At 71.9% G+C, this 16,244-nt stretch carries 12 protein-coding genes and 2 tRNA genes; 8 read left to right on the top strand and 6 right to left on the bottom strand.

From position 1 onward, the window contains the following. Positions 1–4: 4 nt before the first annotated feature. Positions 5–4,369: an AAA domain-containing protein gene (locus ACIBVP_RS44875; protein WP_396112685.1), complete on the bottom strand. Its 4,365-nt coding sequence runs from the start codon at positions 4,367–4,369 to the stop codon at positions 5–7. A gap of 220 nt (positions 4,370–4,589) precedes the next feature. On the opposite strand from ACIBVP_RS44875, the gene ACIBVP_RS44870 reads away from it, so the two are divergent. From ACIBVP_RS44870 to ACIBVP_RS44860, 3 genes are all read left to right on the top strand, one after another. Then, positions 4,590–5,492: a helix-turn-helix domain-containing protein gene (locus tag ACIBVP_RS44870; protein ID WP_396112684.1), complete on the top strand. Its 903-nt coding sequence runs from the start codon at positions 4,590–4,592 to the stop codon at positions 5,490–5,492. A gap of 335 nt (positions 5,493–5,827) precedes the next feature. Further along, positions 5,828–6,046 carry a DUF397 domain-containing protein gene (locus ACIBVP_RS44865; protein WP_396112683.1) on the top strand — a complete coding sequence of 73 codons (219 nt, stop codon included), beginning with the start codon at positions 5,828–5,830 and terminating at the stop codon, positions 6,044–6,046. Beyond that, a complete protein-coding gene (locus ACIBVP_RS44860) occupies positions 6,046–6,381 on the top strand; it encodes a hypothetical protein (RefSeq protein ID WP_396112682.1) in 336 nt (111 codons plus the stop codon). The genes ACIBVP_RS44865 and ACIBVP_RS44860 overlap by 1 nt, the downstream gene beginning before the upstream one ends. A gap of 87 nt (positions 6,382–6,468) precedes the next feature. On the opposite strand, the gene ACIBVP_RS44855 is transcribed toward ACIBVP_RS44860, so the two are convergent. Both ACIBVP_RS44855 and ACIBVP_RS44850 read right to left on the bottom strand, forming a co-directional pair. Further along, positions 6,469–6,867: a rhodanese-like domain-containing protein gene (locus ACIBVP_RS44855; protein ID WP_396112681.1), complete on the bottom strand. Its 399-nt coding sequence runs from the start codon at positions 6,865–6,867 to the stop codon at positions 6,469–6,471. Next, a complete protein-coding gene (locus tag ACIBVP_RS44850) occupies positions 6,864–7,388 on the bottom strand; it encodes a cysteine dioxygenase (protein ID WP_396112680.1) in 525 nt (174 codons plus the stop codon). The genes ACIBVP_RS44855 and ACIBVP_RS44850 overlap by 4 nt, the downstream gene beginning before the upstream one ends. 204 nt (positions 7,389–7,592) lie before the next feature. Here ACIBVP_RS44850 and ACIBVP_RS44845 point away from each other — a divergent pair, with 204 nt between their 5' ends. From ACIBVP_RS44845 to ACIBVP_RS44825, 5 genes are all read left to right on the top strand, one after another. After that, positions 7,593–7,964 (top strand): Na-translocating system protein MpsC family protein, encoded by a 372-nt coding sequence (locus ACIBVP_RS44845; RefSeq protein WP_396112679.1) that lies wholly within the window; start codon positions 7,593–7,595, stop codon positions 7,962–7,964. 35 nt (positions 7,965–7,999) lie between these two features. Continuing rightward, positions 8,000–11,089, top strand: coding sequence for an ATP-binding protein (locus ACIBVP_RS44840; RefSeq protein ID WP_396112678.1), 3,090 nt, complete (start codon positions 8,000–8,002; stop codon positions 11,087–11,089). 48 nt (positions 11,090–11,137) lie between these two features. Next, positions 11,138–11,212: transfer RNA gene (locus ACIBVP_RS44835), tRNA-Pro, on the top strand. Between the two features lies 1 nt (position 11,213). Further along, positions 11,214–11,285: transfer RNA gene (locus ACIBVP_RS44830), tRNA-Gly, on the top strand. 1 nt (position 11,286) lies between these two features. Continuing rightward, a complete protein-coding gene (locus tag ACIBVP_RS44825; protein ID WP_396112677.1) occupies positions 11,287–13,494 on the top strand; it encodes a hypothetical protein in 2,208 nt (735 codons plus the stop codon). A 40-nt stretch (positions 13,495–13,534) separates the two neighbouring features. Here the strand turns inward: ACIBVP_RS44825 and ACIBVP_RS44820 are convergent, their stop codons facing one another. From ACIBVP_RS44820 to ACIBVP_RS44810, 3 genes are read right to left on the bottom strand one after another with little or no spacing between them, the layout of a single operon-like run. Next, a complete protein-coding gene (locus ACIBVP_RS44820) occupies positions 13,535–14,383 on the bottom strand; it encodes an ABC transporter permease (RefSeq protein ID WP_396112676.1) in 849 nt (282 codons plus the stop codon). Further along, complete coding sequence (locus tag ACIBVP_RS44815; RefSeq protein WP_396112675.1) at positions 14,380–15,360, bottom strand: ATP-binding cassette domain-containing protein; 981 nt, start codon at positions 15,358–15,360, stop codon at positions 14,380–14,382. Before ACIBVP_RS44815 ends, ACIBVP_RS44820 begins: the two co-directional genes overlap by 4 nt. An 11-nt stretch (positions 15,361–15,371) precedes the next feature. After that, the gene (locus tag ACIBVP_RS44810; RefSeq protein ID WP_396112706.1) at positions 15,372–15,905 is read right to left on the bottom strand and encodes an NADPH-dependent FMN reductase; all 534 of its coding nucleotides are present in this window, start codon (positions 15,903–15,905) and stop codon (positions 15,372–15,374) included. Positions 15,906–16,244 lie beyond the last annotated feature (339 nt).

The following is a 16,244-nucleotide window of genomic DNA, read 5'->3' as shown; positions in this document are numbered from 1 at the left end:
CGCTCTAACCAGGCGAAACAGGGCTTTCCGGGTAAAGACCCGGGTCTCCCTTAGGGGCGATGTCGAGCGCACGCAGCCGCGACAGCAGCGCCGCCATGGCGCGGGGCTCGTCCGCGTGGAACGCCGACTCGCGCAGCCGGTGCAGGTGCCAGCCGCACCGGGCAAGGTCGCGCTGCGCCGCCAGGTCGCGCTCGTACGCGTGCGCGCCCCGCCACGTGTCGCCCTCGCACAGCACCGCCAGGCGGGACTGCGCGCCGACGACCACGAGGTCCAGCCGCAGCCGCTCCACCGAGTACGACGGGACCACCCCGTAACCCAGCGTGACCAGGCGGTTCGCGACCCGCTGCGCGAAGAGCGAGTCGAACGGCTCCACCCGCACGTCCTCGGGCACGGGCGCGGTCAGCGTGCCCTCACCGTCCTGCGCGGCCAGCACGCCGTAGCAGTGGTCCAGCAGCTGGAACCGCATGTCCTCCGGGTTCCCCAGCGCCGAGAGCGGCACCGAGTGGAACACCCACATCTGGTCCCGTGCCCGCGACGCCGCCACGTTGTACCGCTGCACGTACATCTCACGCGTCAGCGGCATCAGCCGGTCCGCCGCGCCGGCGACCATCGACAGGAACATCACGTCCCGCTCGGCGCCCTGGAAGTCGGCGGAGTCGCCGCACTGCAGCTTGCGCGCCGCCCAGTCCTCCGGCGCGACCCGTTCCAGCAGCCTGCGTTCGACGGCCTTCGCCTGCGCCGCGCCGAGCAGGGAGATCACGCCGAACGTCTTGCCGTCGTACCTCGGGTCGGCTAGGCACTTCTCCAGCTGCTCCACGACGGCCTCGACCTCGGCGGCGTTGACCTTGTTCGTGGTGCCGTCGGTGGTGCCGCCCACGTTGACCGCGCGGATCGGCGGCAGGCGGTCTGCGCCGTACTGGCGCACCGGCACGAGCCTGATGCCGTCCGGTTCGTAGGCGACCCGGTTCGAGAACCCGATGATCTCGGGCACGCACCGCCGGTGCTCGGTGAGCGTGAGCAGCCCGCGGTAGCGCATCTTCGCCTCGTCGAACAGGCTGCGCTGCGGGTCCTGCCACGCCGAGCGGTACGGGTCGTCCGCGAGGTACTGGGCCGCGAGGTCGCGCAGCTGCTGCTGGTCGACGCCCACGGCCGTCGGCGACACCTGCTTGTCGTCGCCGATGACGACCATGCGTGGCGCGAGGTACTGCAGGAACGTCGCCTCCAGCCCGGCCTGCGACGCCTCGTCGACGATCACCACGTCGAACATGTCGCGGCTGATCTGCAGCTGCTCCGCGATCCGGTACACCGGCATGATCCACACCGGCACGGCCGACCGGCAGCGGTCCATCGCGGCCCGCACCTCGGCACGGCGCTGCGCCGCGTACTTGCCCGTGCCCTTGCCGAGCCTGCGCACCAGGTACGCGTAGTGCTCCAGGTTCGCCCGCGCCTGCCCGGTCAACCGGTCCGGCGACACCGCGTGCCGCCACGCCCTGGTCGCGGCGAGCGTCTCGACCTCGCGGCGGATCCGTTCCTCGGTCAGCGCGATCTCCGCCTGGACGGCGTTCACATCCACCGCGCCCCGCGCCGCCACCCACGCACCGGCCGCGGCCCACGCCCACGCGGCGTCGAACGTCGCGAGCTTCTCGCCCCACGCCGCCGGGTTCGCCACGACCGCGGCACGCAGCCGAGGCGGCACCCGTTCGGCCAGCTCGTCGCGGCGTGCCAGCTGCGACCGGACGGTGGTCAGCCGGGCGAGGCGCTGGTGGGCCACGGCGTACCCGCCCGGGTCGCGGGCACGGACGGCGGTCAGCAGCGCGGCGACGCACGGTGCCGCGTCCGCGCGGTCGGCGACCGTGGCCACCGCGGATTCCAGGCGCCGCAACGGAAGCACGGCGCGGGCGTGCTCGTCGGCGGCCGCCGCCACGTCGACGAGGCTCGCGTAGCGGCGGACCGCGGCCACGTCCGTCCAATCCGGACGGGGCAGCCCGGCCTGGGTGAACCGGTGCTGCTCCCGTTCGAGCTCGTCCCCCAGCCGCAGCACGCGGTGCAGCTGGTCCAGTTCCGTGCCGTGCCACTGGAGGCGTTCGTGCAGCGGGTCGTCCGGCAGGAGCGACGACTCGCCGGGCAGGGCACGGTCGAGCGCGGCGAGCACGCGGCTCGCCTCCTCCCACGCGAGGAACGCGTCGACCTGCGCGGCCGACGTCGGCGCCACCCCGTCCACCAGCACCTGGTCGAACAACGGCTGCGCCTGCTTCACCGCCTTCGGGGTGAGGGCGCCGATCTTCGGCACCCCGCCGGGACCGGTCTTCAGCGCGCCGCCCGCGAGGTGGGCGTGCAGCTGTTTCGCGAGCGGCACCAGGGGAGCGGGGTTGGCGGACACCTCCACGGTGGTGAGCGGGCCGAGCCGGGCGACGAGCGTCTCCGCCTGCCCGATCAGCGTGCCCATCTGCCGCGCCCGGCCCTGCCAGAGTCGGCCGCGGCCGACCAGCACGTCGGCGAGCGCGTCGCCCAGCCACGGTTCGCGGCGGCGCGAAAGGTCGTCCGCCTCGTCGGCCAGCTCGGACAGCCGCCTGCGCAGCTGGACCCGGGCCGCCGGGTCGACGGCCCGCACCGCCTCGAACGCGGGGTGCGCCGTCAGCTCGGAGCGCTCCGCGGCCGCGGTGGCGCGTTCGGCGGCGACGAACTCGGAGAACACCTGCGGCGCGGGTGCCGTGCCGAGCGCGACGAGCCGTTGCCCCGCCTCGGGTTCGTCGGCGATCAGGTCGGCGTCGGTGAGCCGTGTGTGCCACTCGACGACCTGTTCGCCGGTGAGCGGTGGCGTGCTGTCCGCCCGCACGTCCACGTGGTCGCGCAGCCAGCCGAACCGCGGCTCCTGGCGTCGCAGCCCGCGCGCGATCGCGGCGAGCGTGCCGCGGTAGCCCGCGTGCTCGTGTTCGCGCACCTCGTCACGACGTGCCTCGACGAGCTGCTCGTGCAGCTCGGCGCGGCGCAGCCCCAGGCGTTCGGCGTTCGCGAGGCAGCGGCGGACCGTGTCGGCGGCCGCGTCGTCGTCGTGGTCGGTGGCGGCGGCCGCGATCCGCTCGACCGCGACCTTCAGGTCCGACATGTCCTCCCGCGACGACCCGACCACCGAGACCGCCAGCGGCGTGATCTCGGTCGGCAGCTTGTCGCGGACCTCGCGCAGCGCCCGGTCGGTGTGCGCGGTGACGAGAACCCGCTTGCCCTGCGCCAGCAGGTGCGACAACAAGGCGGCGGCGGTGTGGGTCTTGCCGGTGCCCGGCGGGCCCTGCACGAGCGTCTGCGCCTGCGCGTCGACCTGGCGGACGATGCGGAGCTGGGTGTCGTTGACCGGCAGGGGAAGGAAGGTGTCACCGTCCACTTCGACCAGTGCGCCGTCGGGTGCGTCCCCCTGGTACCGGGGCCGGTGGTCGGGGTCCACGAGCGGCGCCAGGCCGTCCGGGACGACGCCGTCCTCGCGGAGCCGCGCGACGATCGTGGAGAAGATCTCGACGAGCCCCTGCTGCGACCGGCGCCGCAGGATCACGGCGGGCGCGTACGCGGCGACCGCGTTCTGCCTCGGCACGGGCGGGGCGTCGTCGTCGCGGTACTCGCCGTCCGGGTCGAGCGCGTGCACGACCCGCCGCACGAGCGCCGCGCTTTCCTTGCGGTGCAACGGATGCGTCTCGAGGTCGCGGGCGAGCGCGCGGATGTCGGCGACGTGCCCCGGGTTCGGCACGAGACCGGGGTCGAGCATGTCCAGCTCGATGTCCGCGGCCGCGACCGACTCGACGCGGTGCACGGTGAGTTTCCCCGAGTCGTCGTCGAAGCGGATGCCGACCGGCGCGGTCAGCAGGTGCCTGCGCGCGCCCGGCCCGGCCCACGCGAGGCAGCCCACCCCGAGGACCAGTTCCAGCTCCTCCGGGTTGCCGGTGGCGGCGACGTAGGCCGCGAAGAGCCTGCCGTAGCAGGCGCGAACGGGCCGGTCGGCACGTTCCCGCGCGGCCCAGGTCTGCCAGTCGACCAGCCACGAGACGTAGCGTTCCGTCAGTTCCGGTGCTGCCTCGTCGGTCAGCTCGGGGGTGACCGCGGGCTCACGCCAGTCCGCGGTGAGCCAGTCGGCGAGCTCGCCCGGCTCGGGCGGTTCGTGGCGGGCGACCCGTTCGACCGTGAGGATGTCGCCGTCCGGGTCGGGGTCGCCGCGGTGCGCGGAGCTGACCGCCGGGTGGTCGGGCAGGTCGTCGAGCCACACGACCGAGCGGTACCCGTCGACCGTGCGCGGCGGCTGGTCACGGAGTTGCTGCGTGCGCCCGAGGAACTCGAACAGGCGAACAGCGCGTCCGGTCAACGGATCCGCGCTCGCCTCGCTCACACGGACCAACGGTACCGGAAGATCCAGGTCAGGCCTCTTCCATTACCAGTTCACGGTTCCGGTGCCCGGCTGTGGGGGGGCGACGTGTTCGACGTGGCCGTTCTCGACCCGGTACGACGCGGCGGTGGGGCCGATCCGGCGGTGCGGCTCCTCAAGTTCGCATCGAGCGCGTACTCTGGGTGGTCGGCGGTAACTGTCGTTTTCAGGGTAGGAGGGGCGGATGCCCGCGGTAGACCCTCGGGGCGAGGAGTCTCCCAGGTTCGGCAGCGGGGAGCAGTCCGGCGCGCCCACCGCGCGGCGGATCGTGCTGGGCGCGCAGCTTCGCCGTCTCCGGGAGGCCGCCGACATCAGCCGTGCCGACGCCGGCTACGCCATTCGCGGCTCCGACTCGAAGATCAGTCGGATGGAGCTCGGGCGCGTCGGCTTCAAGGAGCGCGACGTCGCGGATCTGTTGAGCATGTACGGCGTCGTCGACGAGGACGAGCGGCGCGTCTTCCTCGACATGGTGCGCAAGTCCAACGAACGCGGCTGGTGGCACCGTTACTCCGGCACCATGCCGAACTGGTTCCAGGACTTCGTCGGGCTCGAGGAGTCAGCGTCGCTCATCCAGAGCTACGAGCTGCAGTTCGTGCCCGGCCTGATGCAGACCGAGGACTACATCCGCGCCGTCGTCGCGCACGGCAGGCCGGAGCTGCTCGACCACGAGGGCGAACGCCGTGTCGCGTTGCGCATGCAGCGGCAGAAGGTCCTGACCAGGCAGGGTGCGCCGCGCGTGTGGGCGGTCGTCGACGAGTCGGTGCTCCACCGCCCGATCGGCGGGCCGCGTGTCCTGCGTCAGCAGATCGAGCACCTGTTGGAGCTGACCCGCCAGCCGAACGTGACGTTGCAGATCCTGCCGTACAACATGAGCGGCTACGCGGCGGAGGGCGCGTTCTCGCTGCTGCGGTTCGCCGAGCCGACGCTGCCGGACATCGTCTACATCGAGCACCTCAGCGGCGCGCTGTACCTGGACCGGGTCGAGGAGCTCGAGGTCTACGGCCGCGTGATCGACCGCCTGGCCGTCGACGCCGAGACGCCCGACCGCAGCAGACAGCTGCTGTCGAAGTTCCGCCAGGAGATCTGAGCCCGCGCCGCTCATTTCCCACTCCTGCATTCGGGTGACCGTGGACGACACGGCGAATCGTTATCTCTCGGTCCGACACATACCGACCTGACTGCATGTTCGCGCCAGGGCCACTCGATCGTGTCCTCAAGATCCGCCCAGATATTGCCGACAGTGACCAAGATTGGGTTTTGACCCCTTCTGGGTGCACGCTCTGTAGTGAACATCGGCCGCCGATGCGTGCCCGGGCGAATGCACGTGCATTTACCGCTGCACCTGCCCGTGATATTGTTCAAGAGATCAATGCACGTGCAGATGCACCCACTGTTTTGCGATGTCGGAAGGTGGGGTCCCTCATGGACACGATCCACAACGGCGTTTCGGCGGATGAACTCCCCGGCGCGGTCTGGCGCAAGAGCAGCTACAGCGGCGCCGTCGGTAACTGTGTGGAACTGAGCTGGTTCGACGGTCAGGCGGGTGTGCGCAACTCCCGTGATCCCCACGGGCCCGTGCTCGTGGTGCCCACGCGTGAGCTCCTGTCCTTCGTCGTCGGTGCCAGGGAACGGAGTGCTTGATGTTTTCCACTGGTGTCGCCGCGCCAAGCGTCGACTTCCAGTTGCGTGCGCTGGTCGGCAAGGGCTTTCGCTTTGTCGACCCGCGCGACGAACACGGTGAGGTCGTCGCGGTCGTGGGGGTTCGCGCCCACGACAACGTTCTCGACGTCGTCGAGTTGCACGGCGAGGACGACGCCGTGGCCACCCGCATGCCGCCCGACCAGGATCTCCTCGCCCCGCGGCGCTACCACTGGCGGGAGCAGGGGCCCGCGTCAGCGGTGATGGCGAAACTGTTGTCCCTGCCCGACAACTACGTCCCCGGCATGCTCCACGTACCGACGAGGGCGAGCGCCTAGCACCGCCTCGTGCGGGGGACGGAGCGGCGTGATCACCGATTCCGGTGACCAGCGCCGTCCGTCCGTGTCACATCTCCTTTGAACGCGTTACCCGGCCAGCCTTCGCACGGTCGGCAGCCCGGCCGCCTGCCACGCGGCGAACCCGCCCGCGACGTCCTTGACGTCGGTCAGGCTGAGCTGGCGCATCACCTGGTACGCGGCGAGGCTGGACGTGTAGCCCTCGTTGCACATCAGGACGATCTCCTGATCACTCTCGCCGTGCCGCAACTGCGCGAGCCGGTGCTCGCTCGTCACGTCCAGCCGCCATTCCAGGACGTGCCGCGACACCGCGATGGCGCCGGGCACCTCGCCGAACCGCCACCGGTACTCGACCGGCCGCAGGTCCACGAGCAGGGCGCCCCGGCACAGGGCCGCGGCCGCCTCCTCCGGGGTGTAGCGGGTGATGTGCGTGCGGGCGTCGTCGAGCAGCGATTCGACGGTGCTCATCGGACGACCTCCCGGAGTCGCGCCGCCTCGGCCTCGAGCGCGGTGGTGTCCGGTTCCGGGGTGTCGCACAGGACCTCGCGCAGGTGGTGCATGCCGGTCGGCAGCCAGCAGTAGAAGTTCATCGCACGCAACGGGGGAGAGTAGGCGTGGATGGACACCGTCGGCTCGGTGCCGACGTTCACGAGGTTGTGCAGGTAGTCGACGCCGAACCCGACGGCGTCCCCTTCGGCGTGCCGCCGGGTGCGCAGACCGGGACGGTCGACGGCGCCGAAGTCCTCGAACAACGACCCGCGCACGACGGTGAACGCGCCGGCGCTGCCGCCGTGATCGTGCAGCAGCGTGTCCTGGCCGATGTCCCAACAGATGAGCCACACCTCGACGTCGTCGGTGCGGCGCAGGCGAACGTAGAACCGTTCTGTGAGGTCGAATCGGACCTGACCGGCCCATTCGGAGGGATCCGCCGCGATCTCGCGCACGAGGTCCCGCAACGCGGGCACGGCGAACTGACGCGAATTACTCACGAGACAAGCCCTTTCGCTTGGTCGCCCGGGATGTCCGCGTGCGCTGTACGTGCCGTACCTCGGTCGCGGCCATCACGGGCCGTGTCTCGCTCGAGCCGCGCCGCCGCTTCCCGCACTCGGCGAGTCACCACGGCAGGGCCCGATCAGCCACTATGGTTTTCAGGTGGTGAGCGACATGCTCAGATCGAGAGGGTAATGCCCGCGATGCGAATAACCAAGGCGCAGCGGAACGCGGTGGCCGAGAAGATCACGAGCCTCGAGCGCGCGTTCTACGGCCGTGGTCCGCGCAACGTCCAGGTGTCGGTGTCCGACGACGAGCCGGTGAGCCTGGTCGTGCTGTCGATCGACACGCTCACCGTCGCCGACTCGGTGCTGTCCGAACGCGGCTACCGCGGCTCGGTCATCACGCACCACGAGGCACTGCACGAGGCGACCAGGCAGGACTTCCTGGACGCGATCGAGGGCATCGTCGGCGAGCCCGTGACCGCCTACCTCGCGCAGGTCCACCCGAGCACCGGCTACGCGGTCCGGGTGTTCGTCTTCTCGTCCGAAGTGCCCGCCGAGCCGGTCGAATAGGCCGATTGTCGGACCCTTCTCCTACTATCGCGGGCATGGCATCCGGGCTCATCGGGCGGGAGCATCCCGCGGGCGTACTCCGCGCCGAGATCAGCCGTGCCATCGACAGTCACGGCGGGCTCGTCCTGGTCGCCGGCGAGGCCGGGATCGGCAAGACCGTGCTGGTCACCGAGGCTGTCGGCGTGGCGCGTGAGCGGGGTGCGCTCGTGCTGTCCGGATCGTGCTGGGACTCCTCGGCCGCACCCGGGTTCTGGCCGTGGGTGCAGGTGATCCGCGGGCTGCGCCGGTCGGCGGAACCCGGTGAGTGGGCGGCCGCGGCGGAGGTGTCGGGCGGTCAGCTCGCGGTCCTGCTGGGCGAGGTCGACACCGACGACCCGGCGGACGGCTTCGGTATGTACGACGCGGTCACGTCCGCGCTGGTGGCGGTGTCGCAGCGGCGGCCGGTGGTGGTCGTGCTCGACGACCTGCACTGGGCGGACCCGTCGTCGGTGCGGCTGCTGGAGTTCGTCGCGCAGCACACCTGGTTCGAGCGGTTGCTGCTGGTCGCCACGTACCGGGACGTGGAGGTCGAGGCAGTCGACCACCCCCTCGCGCCGCTGATGACACCGCTCCGCGCGAAGGCCACCGCGGTCACGCTCACCGGGCTCGGCCGCGACGAGGTCGGCGCGCTGATGGCCCGCACGGTCGGCGCGGAACCCGGTCCGGAGCTGGTCGGCGAGGTGCACCTGCGCACCGGCGGCAACCCGTTCTTCGTCGAGGAGACCGCCCGCCTGTGGCACAGCGGTGGTTCGGCGGCCTCGGTCGCACCCGGCGTGCGGGACGCGGTGCGGCGCAGGCTGTCGCTGCTGCCCGCGTCCGTGTCGGGGCTGCTCACCGGCGCCGCCGTGCTGGGCAGGGAGTTCCACCGGCAGGTGCTGGCCGCGACGGTGAGCGCGCCCGTCGCGCAGGTCGACCGGCAGCTGGCGCAGGCGGTCGCGGCCCGGCTGGTGGTCACGCTGTCCGACGGGCGGTTCGCGTTCGCCCACGACCTGGTGCGCGAGACCCTGTACGCGGGGATCGACGAGGCCGACGTCGCGGAGCGGCACGCGGCCGTGGTGCGTGCGCTCGACCGGTCACCCGCGCTGGCCGGCCGGATCTTCCCCGCCGACCTGGCGCGCCACGCCTACCTCGGGCGCGCCGCGCTCGACCCCGGCCGGGTGGTGGACCTGCTGGTCGCGGCGGCCAAGGAGGCGCGGCGGCGGTTCGCGCTGGAGGAGTCGGCCGGCCACTACCGGCGCGCCGTCGAGTTGCTCGACCCGGCCGACCCCAGGCGGGCGCGGATCGGGCTGGACCTGGGCGTGCAGCTGCACCACTTCGGTGAGCGCGGCGAGGCGTGGCAGGTGCTGGCGGAGGTCGCGGGCATCGCGTTGTCGGCAGACGACGTGGACGTGCTGACCCGCACCGCGCTGACGATCTACGGCCTGTCCGCCCCGGAGGGCCGCACGAAGCTCAAGGCGGACCTGCTGCGCAGGGCGTTCGAGCGGCTGGTGCCCGGTGTCGACCCGCCCGGCGGCTCGCTCGACCACCTCGCGCAGGAGGTGATCATGCGGGCGGTCGCCGTCGCGCGCGACGGCGGCGACGACGACACGCTGGGCTTCAGCCTGTGGACCCAGCACGACCGGCTGTGGACGCTCGGTCACGCGGCCGAACGGCTCGCGCTCACCGACGAGCTGGCCGCGATCGCACGCCGGACCGGCGACTACGAGATGGAGCAGTACGCGGTCTCGTTCGGCTGGGTGGCGAAGCTGGAGCTGAACGACCCGTCCTACCTCGAGCGGTTCACCGAGTTCCTCGCGCTGGCGGACGAGAAGCGCGAGCCGACCCCGATGGAGTTCGGCACCTACGTGGACCGCAACATCATCGCCACGTTCCACGGCCGGTTCGACGAGGCCGACGCCTACCTCGGCAGCGCGCGGGACCTGCAGACACCGCACGAGCAGTTCGAGTACATCGACCACCACCTGCGGTGGGCGACGGACATGCTGCGCGGCCGCTACGACGAGCCCGCGGACCTCCTGTCGACGTCCGCGGAGGTGAAGTACCCGTTCCCCGCGCTGCTGACGGGGATCACCGCGGCCGCGCGCGGTGACACGGCGACCGCCACCAGGAGCCTGGCGGAGCTGGAGGCGGCGCGGGAACCGGTGCCCAGCGCGTACGAGGCGATGATGACGCGGCTGCGGGTACAGGTGGCGGTGGCGACCGGTGACGTGGCGCGGTGCGCCGAGCTGTACGCGGAGCTGGCGCCGCACGCGGGCACGTGGCTGGTGTCCATGTACGGGTGCGACATCAGCGGCCCGGTGTCGCTGTGGCTCGGGCACCTGGCCCTGGCCCGCGGTGAGACGGCTCTGGCGGCGACCCACTTCGAGTCGGCCAGGGACATGGCCGACCGGCTCGGCTCCCGCCCGTGGTCGTGCGAGGCGAAGGCCGCGCTGGCGGCCGCGCTGGGCCCTCGCGGCGACGAGCTGCGTGCCGCGGTGAGCCGGGAGGCGGCCGCGCTCGGCATGCGGCACCTCGCGGCGGAGCCGGGAGAGTCCTTACCGCACAACGAGTTCCGCTTCACCGGCGACACGTGGGCGCTGTCGATGGCGGGCCGGACGGTGCACGTGCCGGACAGCAAGGGGCTGCGGGACCTGCACGTGCTGCTGCGCGCACCGGGCAAGGAGATCCCGGCGACCCGGCTGCTGAACCCGGCGGGCGGTGCTGAGGTCACGGCGGCGGCGAGCCTGGGCGGCGACGCGGTGCTGGACGAGGAGGCCAAGGCCGCCTACCGCACCCGTCTGTCCACCCTGGACGAACAGATCGCGCAGGCGGAGGCGCGCGGAGACGACCGGCGTGCCGCCAAGTACGACGAGGAACGCGCGCTGCTGCTGGAAGAGCTCCGCACGGCCACCGGCCTCGGCGGTCGCACCCGCCGCCTCGGCGACGAGGCCGAACGTGCCCGCAAGACCGTGACCGCGCGCATCCGCGACACGTTGCGCAAGCTCGACACCCGCCATCCCGAGCTGGCAGAGCACTTACGCGCGTCGGTCACCACCGGCACGACGTGCGGCTACCGTCCCGAGCGGGAACCGGCCTGGCATCTCTAGGAAAAACGGAGGTGCGGGCGGGGGAGACCGGCTAGCATCCTCCGCGAGCATGGAGTAGGTCAGTGGCAGACCGCCTGGCTTGGGACCGGGAGGGCGCGGGTTCGATTCCCGCCTCCATGTCCATCCTGGAGTAGTTCAGCGGCAGAACACCCGGCTTCCATCCGGGAGGGCGCGAGTTCGACTCTCGCCTCCAGGTCATGGCAGACAGGGGGAAGCAGGTCGGCAGGGGTTACGCCTTCGACCAGTTGCGGCGCGCGCTGCGGCACGCGGGGGCCGACTCCGCGCGGGCGGCGCGCTGGCGTGCCGTGCTCGACGGAATGGCCGACGGCACGCTGACGGTCGGTTCGCGCACGCCCATCGCCGACACACCGTCGTGGGTGACGCTCGAGGTCCTGCACGGCGGGTTCGCCAGCGGGCGCTACCTCGCCGAGGCGCCGCTGCGGCAGGACGAGCAGGAGATCGTGGCCGCACTGCCCGCGGACGCGCCCGGCACCACCGACCGGGAGCGGCTCAACCTGTACTACCTGTCCGACGCGGGCCAGGCCGTGCTGCTCGACGCGCTCGCCACCGGCACGTACCGGGTCGGCATCCCGGAGCACGCCGCGCTGCTGACGGTCGCGTGGCTGCTCGCCAACGGGCACTCCGCGGCGGCGCTCGACGTCGTCGCCGAGCTGCGCCCGCTCATGCACCGGCTGCGGTTCACCCCGTACCTCGACCAGCCGCCGTCCTCGTCCGGGTCCGTCGTGCACGTCGCGACGGTCGGGGAGGTCAGGACGGCCCTGCGCGCGGTCACCACGCCGCCCGCCATCGCGACCATGCGCGCGCGGCTCGCCGAGCAGCCGCTGTACGACCGGCTCGTCGCACTCTGGTGCGACACGGTCGACGGCGAGCTGCCCAGGCTCGACGGCGGCGCGGTCGTCGGCGGCTGGCCGTGCCGGGTGTGGCCGGACGACTGGGCGCGGCGGCGGGCACGTCTGCTCGCCGACACCGAGGGCGTCGAACGGCACCCGCGCGGCAACTTCGCGCGGCTGCGGGCCGCGTTGCTGGCGTGCGAGACCGACAGCGGCGCGCTGTCCGGCCGGGACGTCGGCTGGGTGCGGCGCGCGCTCGCCAACACGCTGACCAAGCGTGGCGCGCCCGAGTCCGCCGAGCGGACCGCGTACCGGGAGCAGCGGCTCGCCGTCGCGGCACGGCCGACGCACGCGGCGCTGGCCGAGGTCGTGGCCGCGCGGCTCGACGACCTGCCGGGCGACGAAGGTGTGCCGCTGGTCGACGCGTTCGTGGCCGACGTCGACGGGCACCAGGTGCCGCCCACCGTTGACCGCAAGGTGACGCGGGCGCTGGAGGGTTCGGTCGAGGAACTGGTCGAGCGGGGCGTGATCACGTCCGGCGATGTGCTGGCGCGGGTGCTGCCGCGGGTCACCTCGTCGTTGCTGGCCGCGAACATCGCCGACCCGGCACTGTCCACGTTGTACGGCAAGACGTACGTGGCGTTCCGGCGCAGGCGCAGCCTGCTGCTGCTCGACCTGGAGCACCAGGTCCGCATCGAGGAACTGCCGTGGGTGGCGGCGATCGAGCCGCTGCGTGAGCACCGGCGGGACGCGACGCGGGCCGCGCGGCAGGCGCTCGCGCAGACCACGATGGTGGCGTTCACCGCGTTCCCGCAGGCGATCCTGCCGAACCCGCTGGTGGCGGAGCTGGGCGCGGTCGCGAGGCAGGCCGGTCTGACGCTGCCGCTGGTGGAGGAGATCGCGGCGGACATCTTCATGGGCACGTTCACCGCGAAGTTCCAGTCCGCGGCGGTCGTCGCGAGCGCGACTTTGGCGGGCACCCTGTATGGCGCCTACTACGACCTGCCGGAGTCGTGGTCGGCCGGTACGCGGACCCGGTGGGGCCAGCGGGTCGCGCACCACTTCGCCACCGCGTGCACCGAGCGGGCGGCCGAGGCGGGCACGGCGCGGGCGTACGGCGTGGCGGCGAGCGGTGCGGTGCTGGAGCAGAGCCAGATCCTCACCACGCACAACCTGGCGGTGCTGGTCGACGGGCTGGAACTGCCGGACCGGCTGGCCCCGGTCGCGGCCCGTCTCGCGGGCCAGGCGCTGAGCTGGGCGGTGCGCCGGATGGCCGTGCCGTTCCCGCACCGGCACGCCGCGCTGATCGCCGTGAAGAACGCCGCCTACGCGTGGCGGCAGGGGATCTTCTTCCTCAGCTTCTGCGACCCGGCCACCCAGCGGGCCACGATCGACTGGCTGCGTCCGCAGCTGCACGGCACCCGGCTCGCGCCGGCGCTGGACGGCCTCGCCGCCATCGTCGCCGGCGAGCGCTTCGACCGGCACGGCAAGGTCCACAGTGGACGGCGCTGGCTCGGCTGGAGCACCGGAAAGCACTGGGCGCTCGACGACTGACGTGGCGGCGGCAACCCCTCGGTGCCGCCGCCACACCTCGTCACTTCCGGTTGTAGCGCCGCATCGTGAGCGTGCCGAACACCGCGACCAGCACCGCGGCCGACACGAGCACCCAGATGATCTCGCCGCCGTCCGGGTTGCCCTGCATCAGGCCGCGGGTCGCCGCGACCAGGTGCGTGATCGGGTTGACGTCGGTGAACGCGCGCAGCCAGCCCGGCATGGTGTCCGGCTCGACGAACACGTTGGACAGGAACGTCAGCGGGAACAGCACCATCATGCTGACGCCCATCACCGACTTCTCCGACCGCAGCATCAGCCCGAACATCGTCCAGATCCACGAGAACGCGAACGAGAACACGATCAGCAGCGCGATCGCCAGCAGTACCCCGCCGACCCCGCCGCCCGGCCGGAAGCCGAGGACCAGGCCGACGCCGAGGATCACCGTGGCCGCCAGGAAGTAGCGGAACACGTCCCCGAACAGCGCGCCGACGAGCGCGGACGGCCGCCACACGGGCAGCGTGCGGAACCGGTCGAACACACCCTTCTCGATGTCCTGGTTCACGCCGAGACCGGTGTACATCGTGATCATCACGACGCTCGTCACCATGATGCCCGGCAGCAGGAACTGCAGGTACTCGGTCACCGATCCGGCGAGCGCGCCGCCGAACAGGTAGGTGAACATCAGCGTCATGATGATCGGGAACGCCGTGACGTCGAACAGTTGCTCCGGCACGTGCTTGATCTTCAGCATCGCGCGCCAGCCGAACGTGACCGACGCCGACCAGGCGCTCGGGCGCGGCGGTGCGTCACCCGCGGCGAGCACCGCGTTGAGGCTCTCGGCCGCCGGGGTGTAGCCGGCGACCTTCTCTTCGGTGGGCGCGGCGGTCATGCCACGGCCTCCTTCTCCGTTGCCGGGTGGTCGGTCAGCGCGAGGAACACCTCGTCGAGCGTCGGCTGACCGAGTGCGAAATTGTCGACGGTGATGCCGTTCGCGGCCAGTTCCGCCAGCGCACGGGACGCCTGCTCGGCCGCCTCGCGGTCACTGTCCTCTCCGGACAGCTGCGCGGTCAGCGCGACCGGGTCCGCCTCGGGTTTCACGGCCGGGCCCAGGATCCGGGTCAGCAGCTCCAGCGCGGCGGGCCGCTGCCCGGCGTCGCGCAGCCGCACGTGGACCGCGCCCGCGCCGACGGACGCCTTCAGCTCACCGGGGGTTCCCTCGGCGATCACCTTGCCGCGGTCGATGACCGCGATCCGGTTCGCCAGCTGGTCGGCCTCGTCCAGGTACTGGGTCGTGAGCAGCACCGTCGTGCCCTGCGCGACGATGATCCGCACGATGTCCCAGACCTGGTTGCGGCTGCGCGGGTCGAGGCCGGTGGTCGGCTCGTCGAGGAACAGCACGTCCGGCGTCTTCAGGATGCTGGCGGCGATGTCGAGACGCCGCCGCATGCCGCCGGAGTAGGTCTTGACCTGCCGGTCCGCGGCCTCGGTCAACCCGAACGCCGCCAGTAGCTGCGCGGACCGCTCGCGGGCCGCGGGCTTGCGGTGCCCGAGCAGCCTGCCGAGCAGCACCAGGTTCTCGGCGCCGGTCAGGTCCTCGTCGACCGACGCGTACTGGCCGGTCAGGCTGACCCGCTGCCGGACCGCGTCCGCTTCGCGCAGCACGTCGTGACCGAACACGCGGGCCTCGCCGCCGTCCGGGCGCAGCAGCGTCGCGAGCATGCGCACGGCGGTGGTCTTGCCCGCGCCGTTCGGGCCGAGCACCCCGTACACGGTGCCCGCGGGCACCGCGAGGTCGACCCCGTCGACCGCCCTGTTCTCACCGAACACCTTCACGAGGCCGGCAGTCTCGATCGCCAGCTCACTCATGTCGTTCCCCTCTATGTGACGTACGGCCTTGCCGCGCGTGCCGCGCGCAACGCCTCGCTCCACCAGACGACCTGGTCGAGCATCCTCGTGGCGGCCGGCTCCTGCGCCGGCCCCGGCTCGTCCTCCATCAGGTCCAGCGCCACCTCGTCGCGCACCGTGTGGGTGTGCAACTCGGTGAACACGACCCGCAGCGCCGAGACCGCGTGGAACCCGCGCGACCGGCAACCGTAGGAGACGAACCCGACGGGTTTGGCGTGCCACTCGTCGTAGGCGAAGTCGATCGCCTGCTTGAGCGACGCCGGGAAGCCGCGGTTGTACTCGGGCGTCACGATGACGAACCCGTCCGCCCGGTCCACGGCCGCGATGAACCGGTTCATCTCCGGAGTCACCACCTCGGGATACCGAGCGGGGAAGTCGAAGTCGACCAGGTCGACCACCTCGACGTCGACGTCGTCCCGCTGCCCGGCGACCTTGACGAACCACGCGGCGACCGCGTCCCCGACACGCCCCTCCCGCGTACTGCCAACAATCACCACGATCCGCAACCGCACAACCCACCTCCCACCCAAAAGGCGCGAGACCCCCCGCTAGACCAGATCTAGCACCCCACCCCAAAACCACCCCCCTCGCGAGTCGCGCCCTCAAACACCGCGAGTCGCGCGCTCGCACACACCGAGTTGTCGATTTCGTGCAGCTCGGCAGGGACCCGATGTGCACGAATCAACCAACTCGGTGTGTTCGGCCGCGCGACTCGCGGTGCTCAGACACGGCGAGTCGCGCGCTCGCGCAGGGACTGTTCCAAGATCGGTGTTTCTGGCCCGACACGCCGGGCTGATGGTCTGGCGGGATGGGCACTGTGAGTGATGACATCTGATGTTGTGAGT

The sequence above is a fragment of the Actinophytocola sp. NPDC049390 genome, assembly GCF_044466355.1.
In the GTDB taxonomy this organism is placed as follows: Bacteria; Actinomycetota; Actinomycetes; order Mycobacteriales; family Pseudonocardiaceae; genus Actinophytocola.
This window is presented reverse-complemented; position numbering and strand designations above follow the sequence as displayed.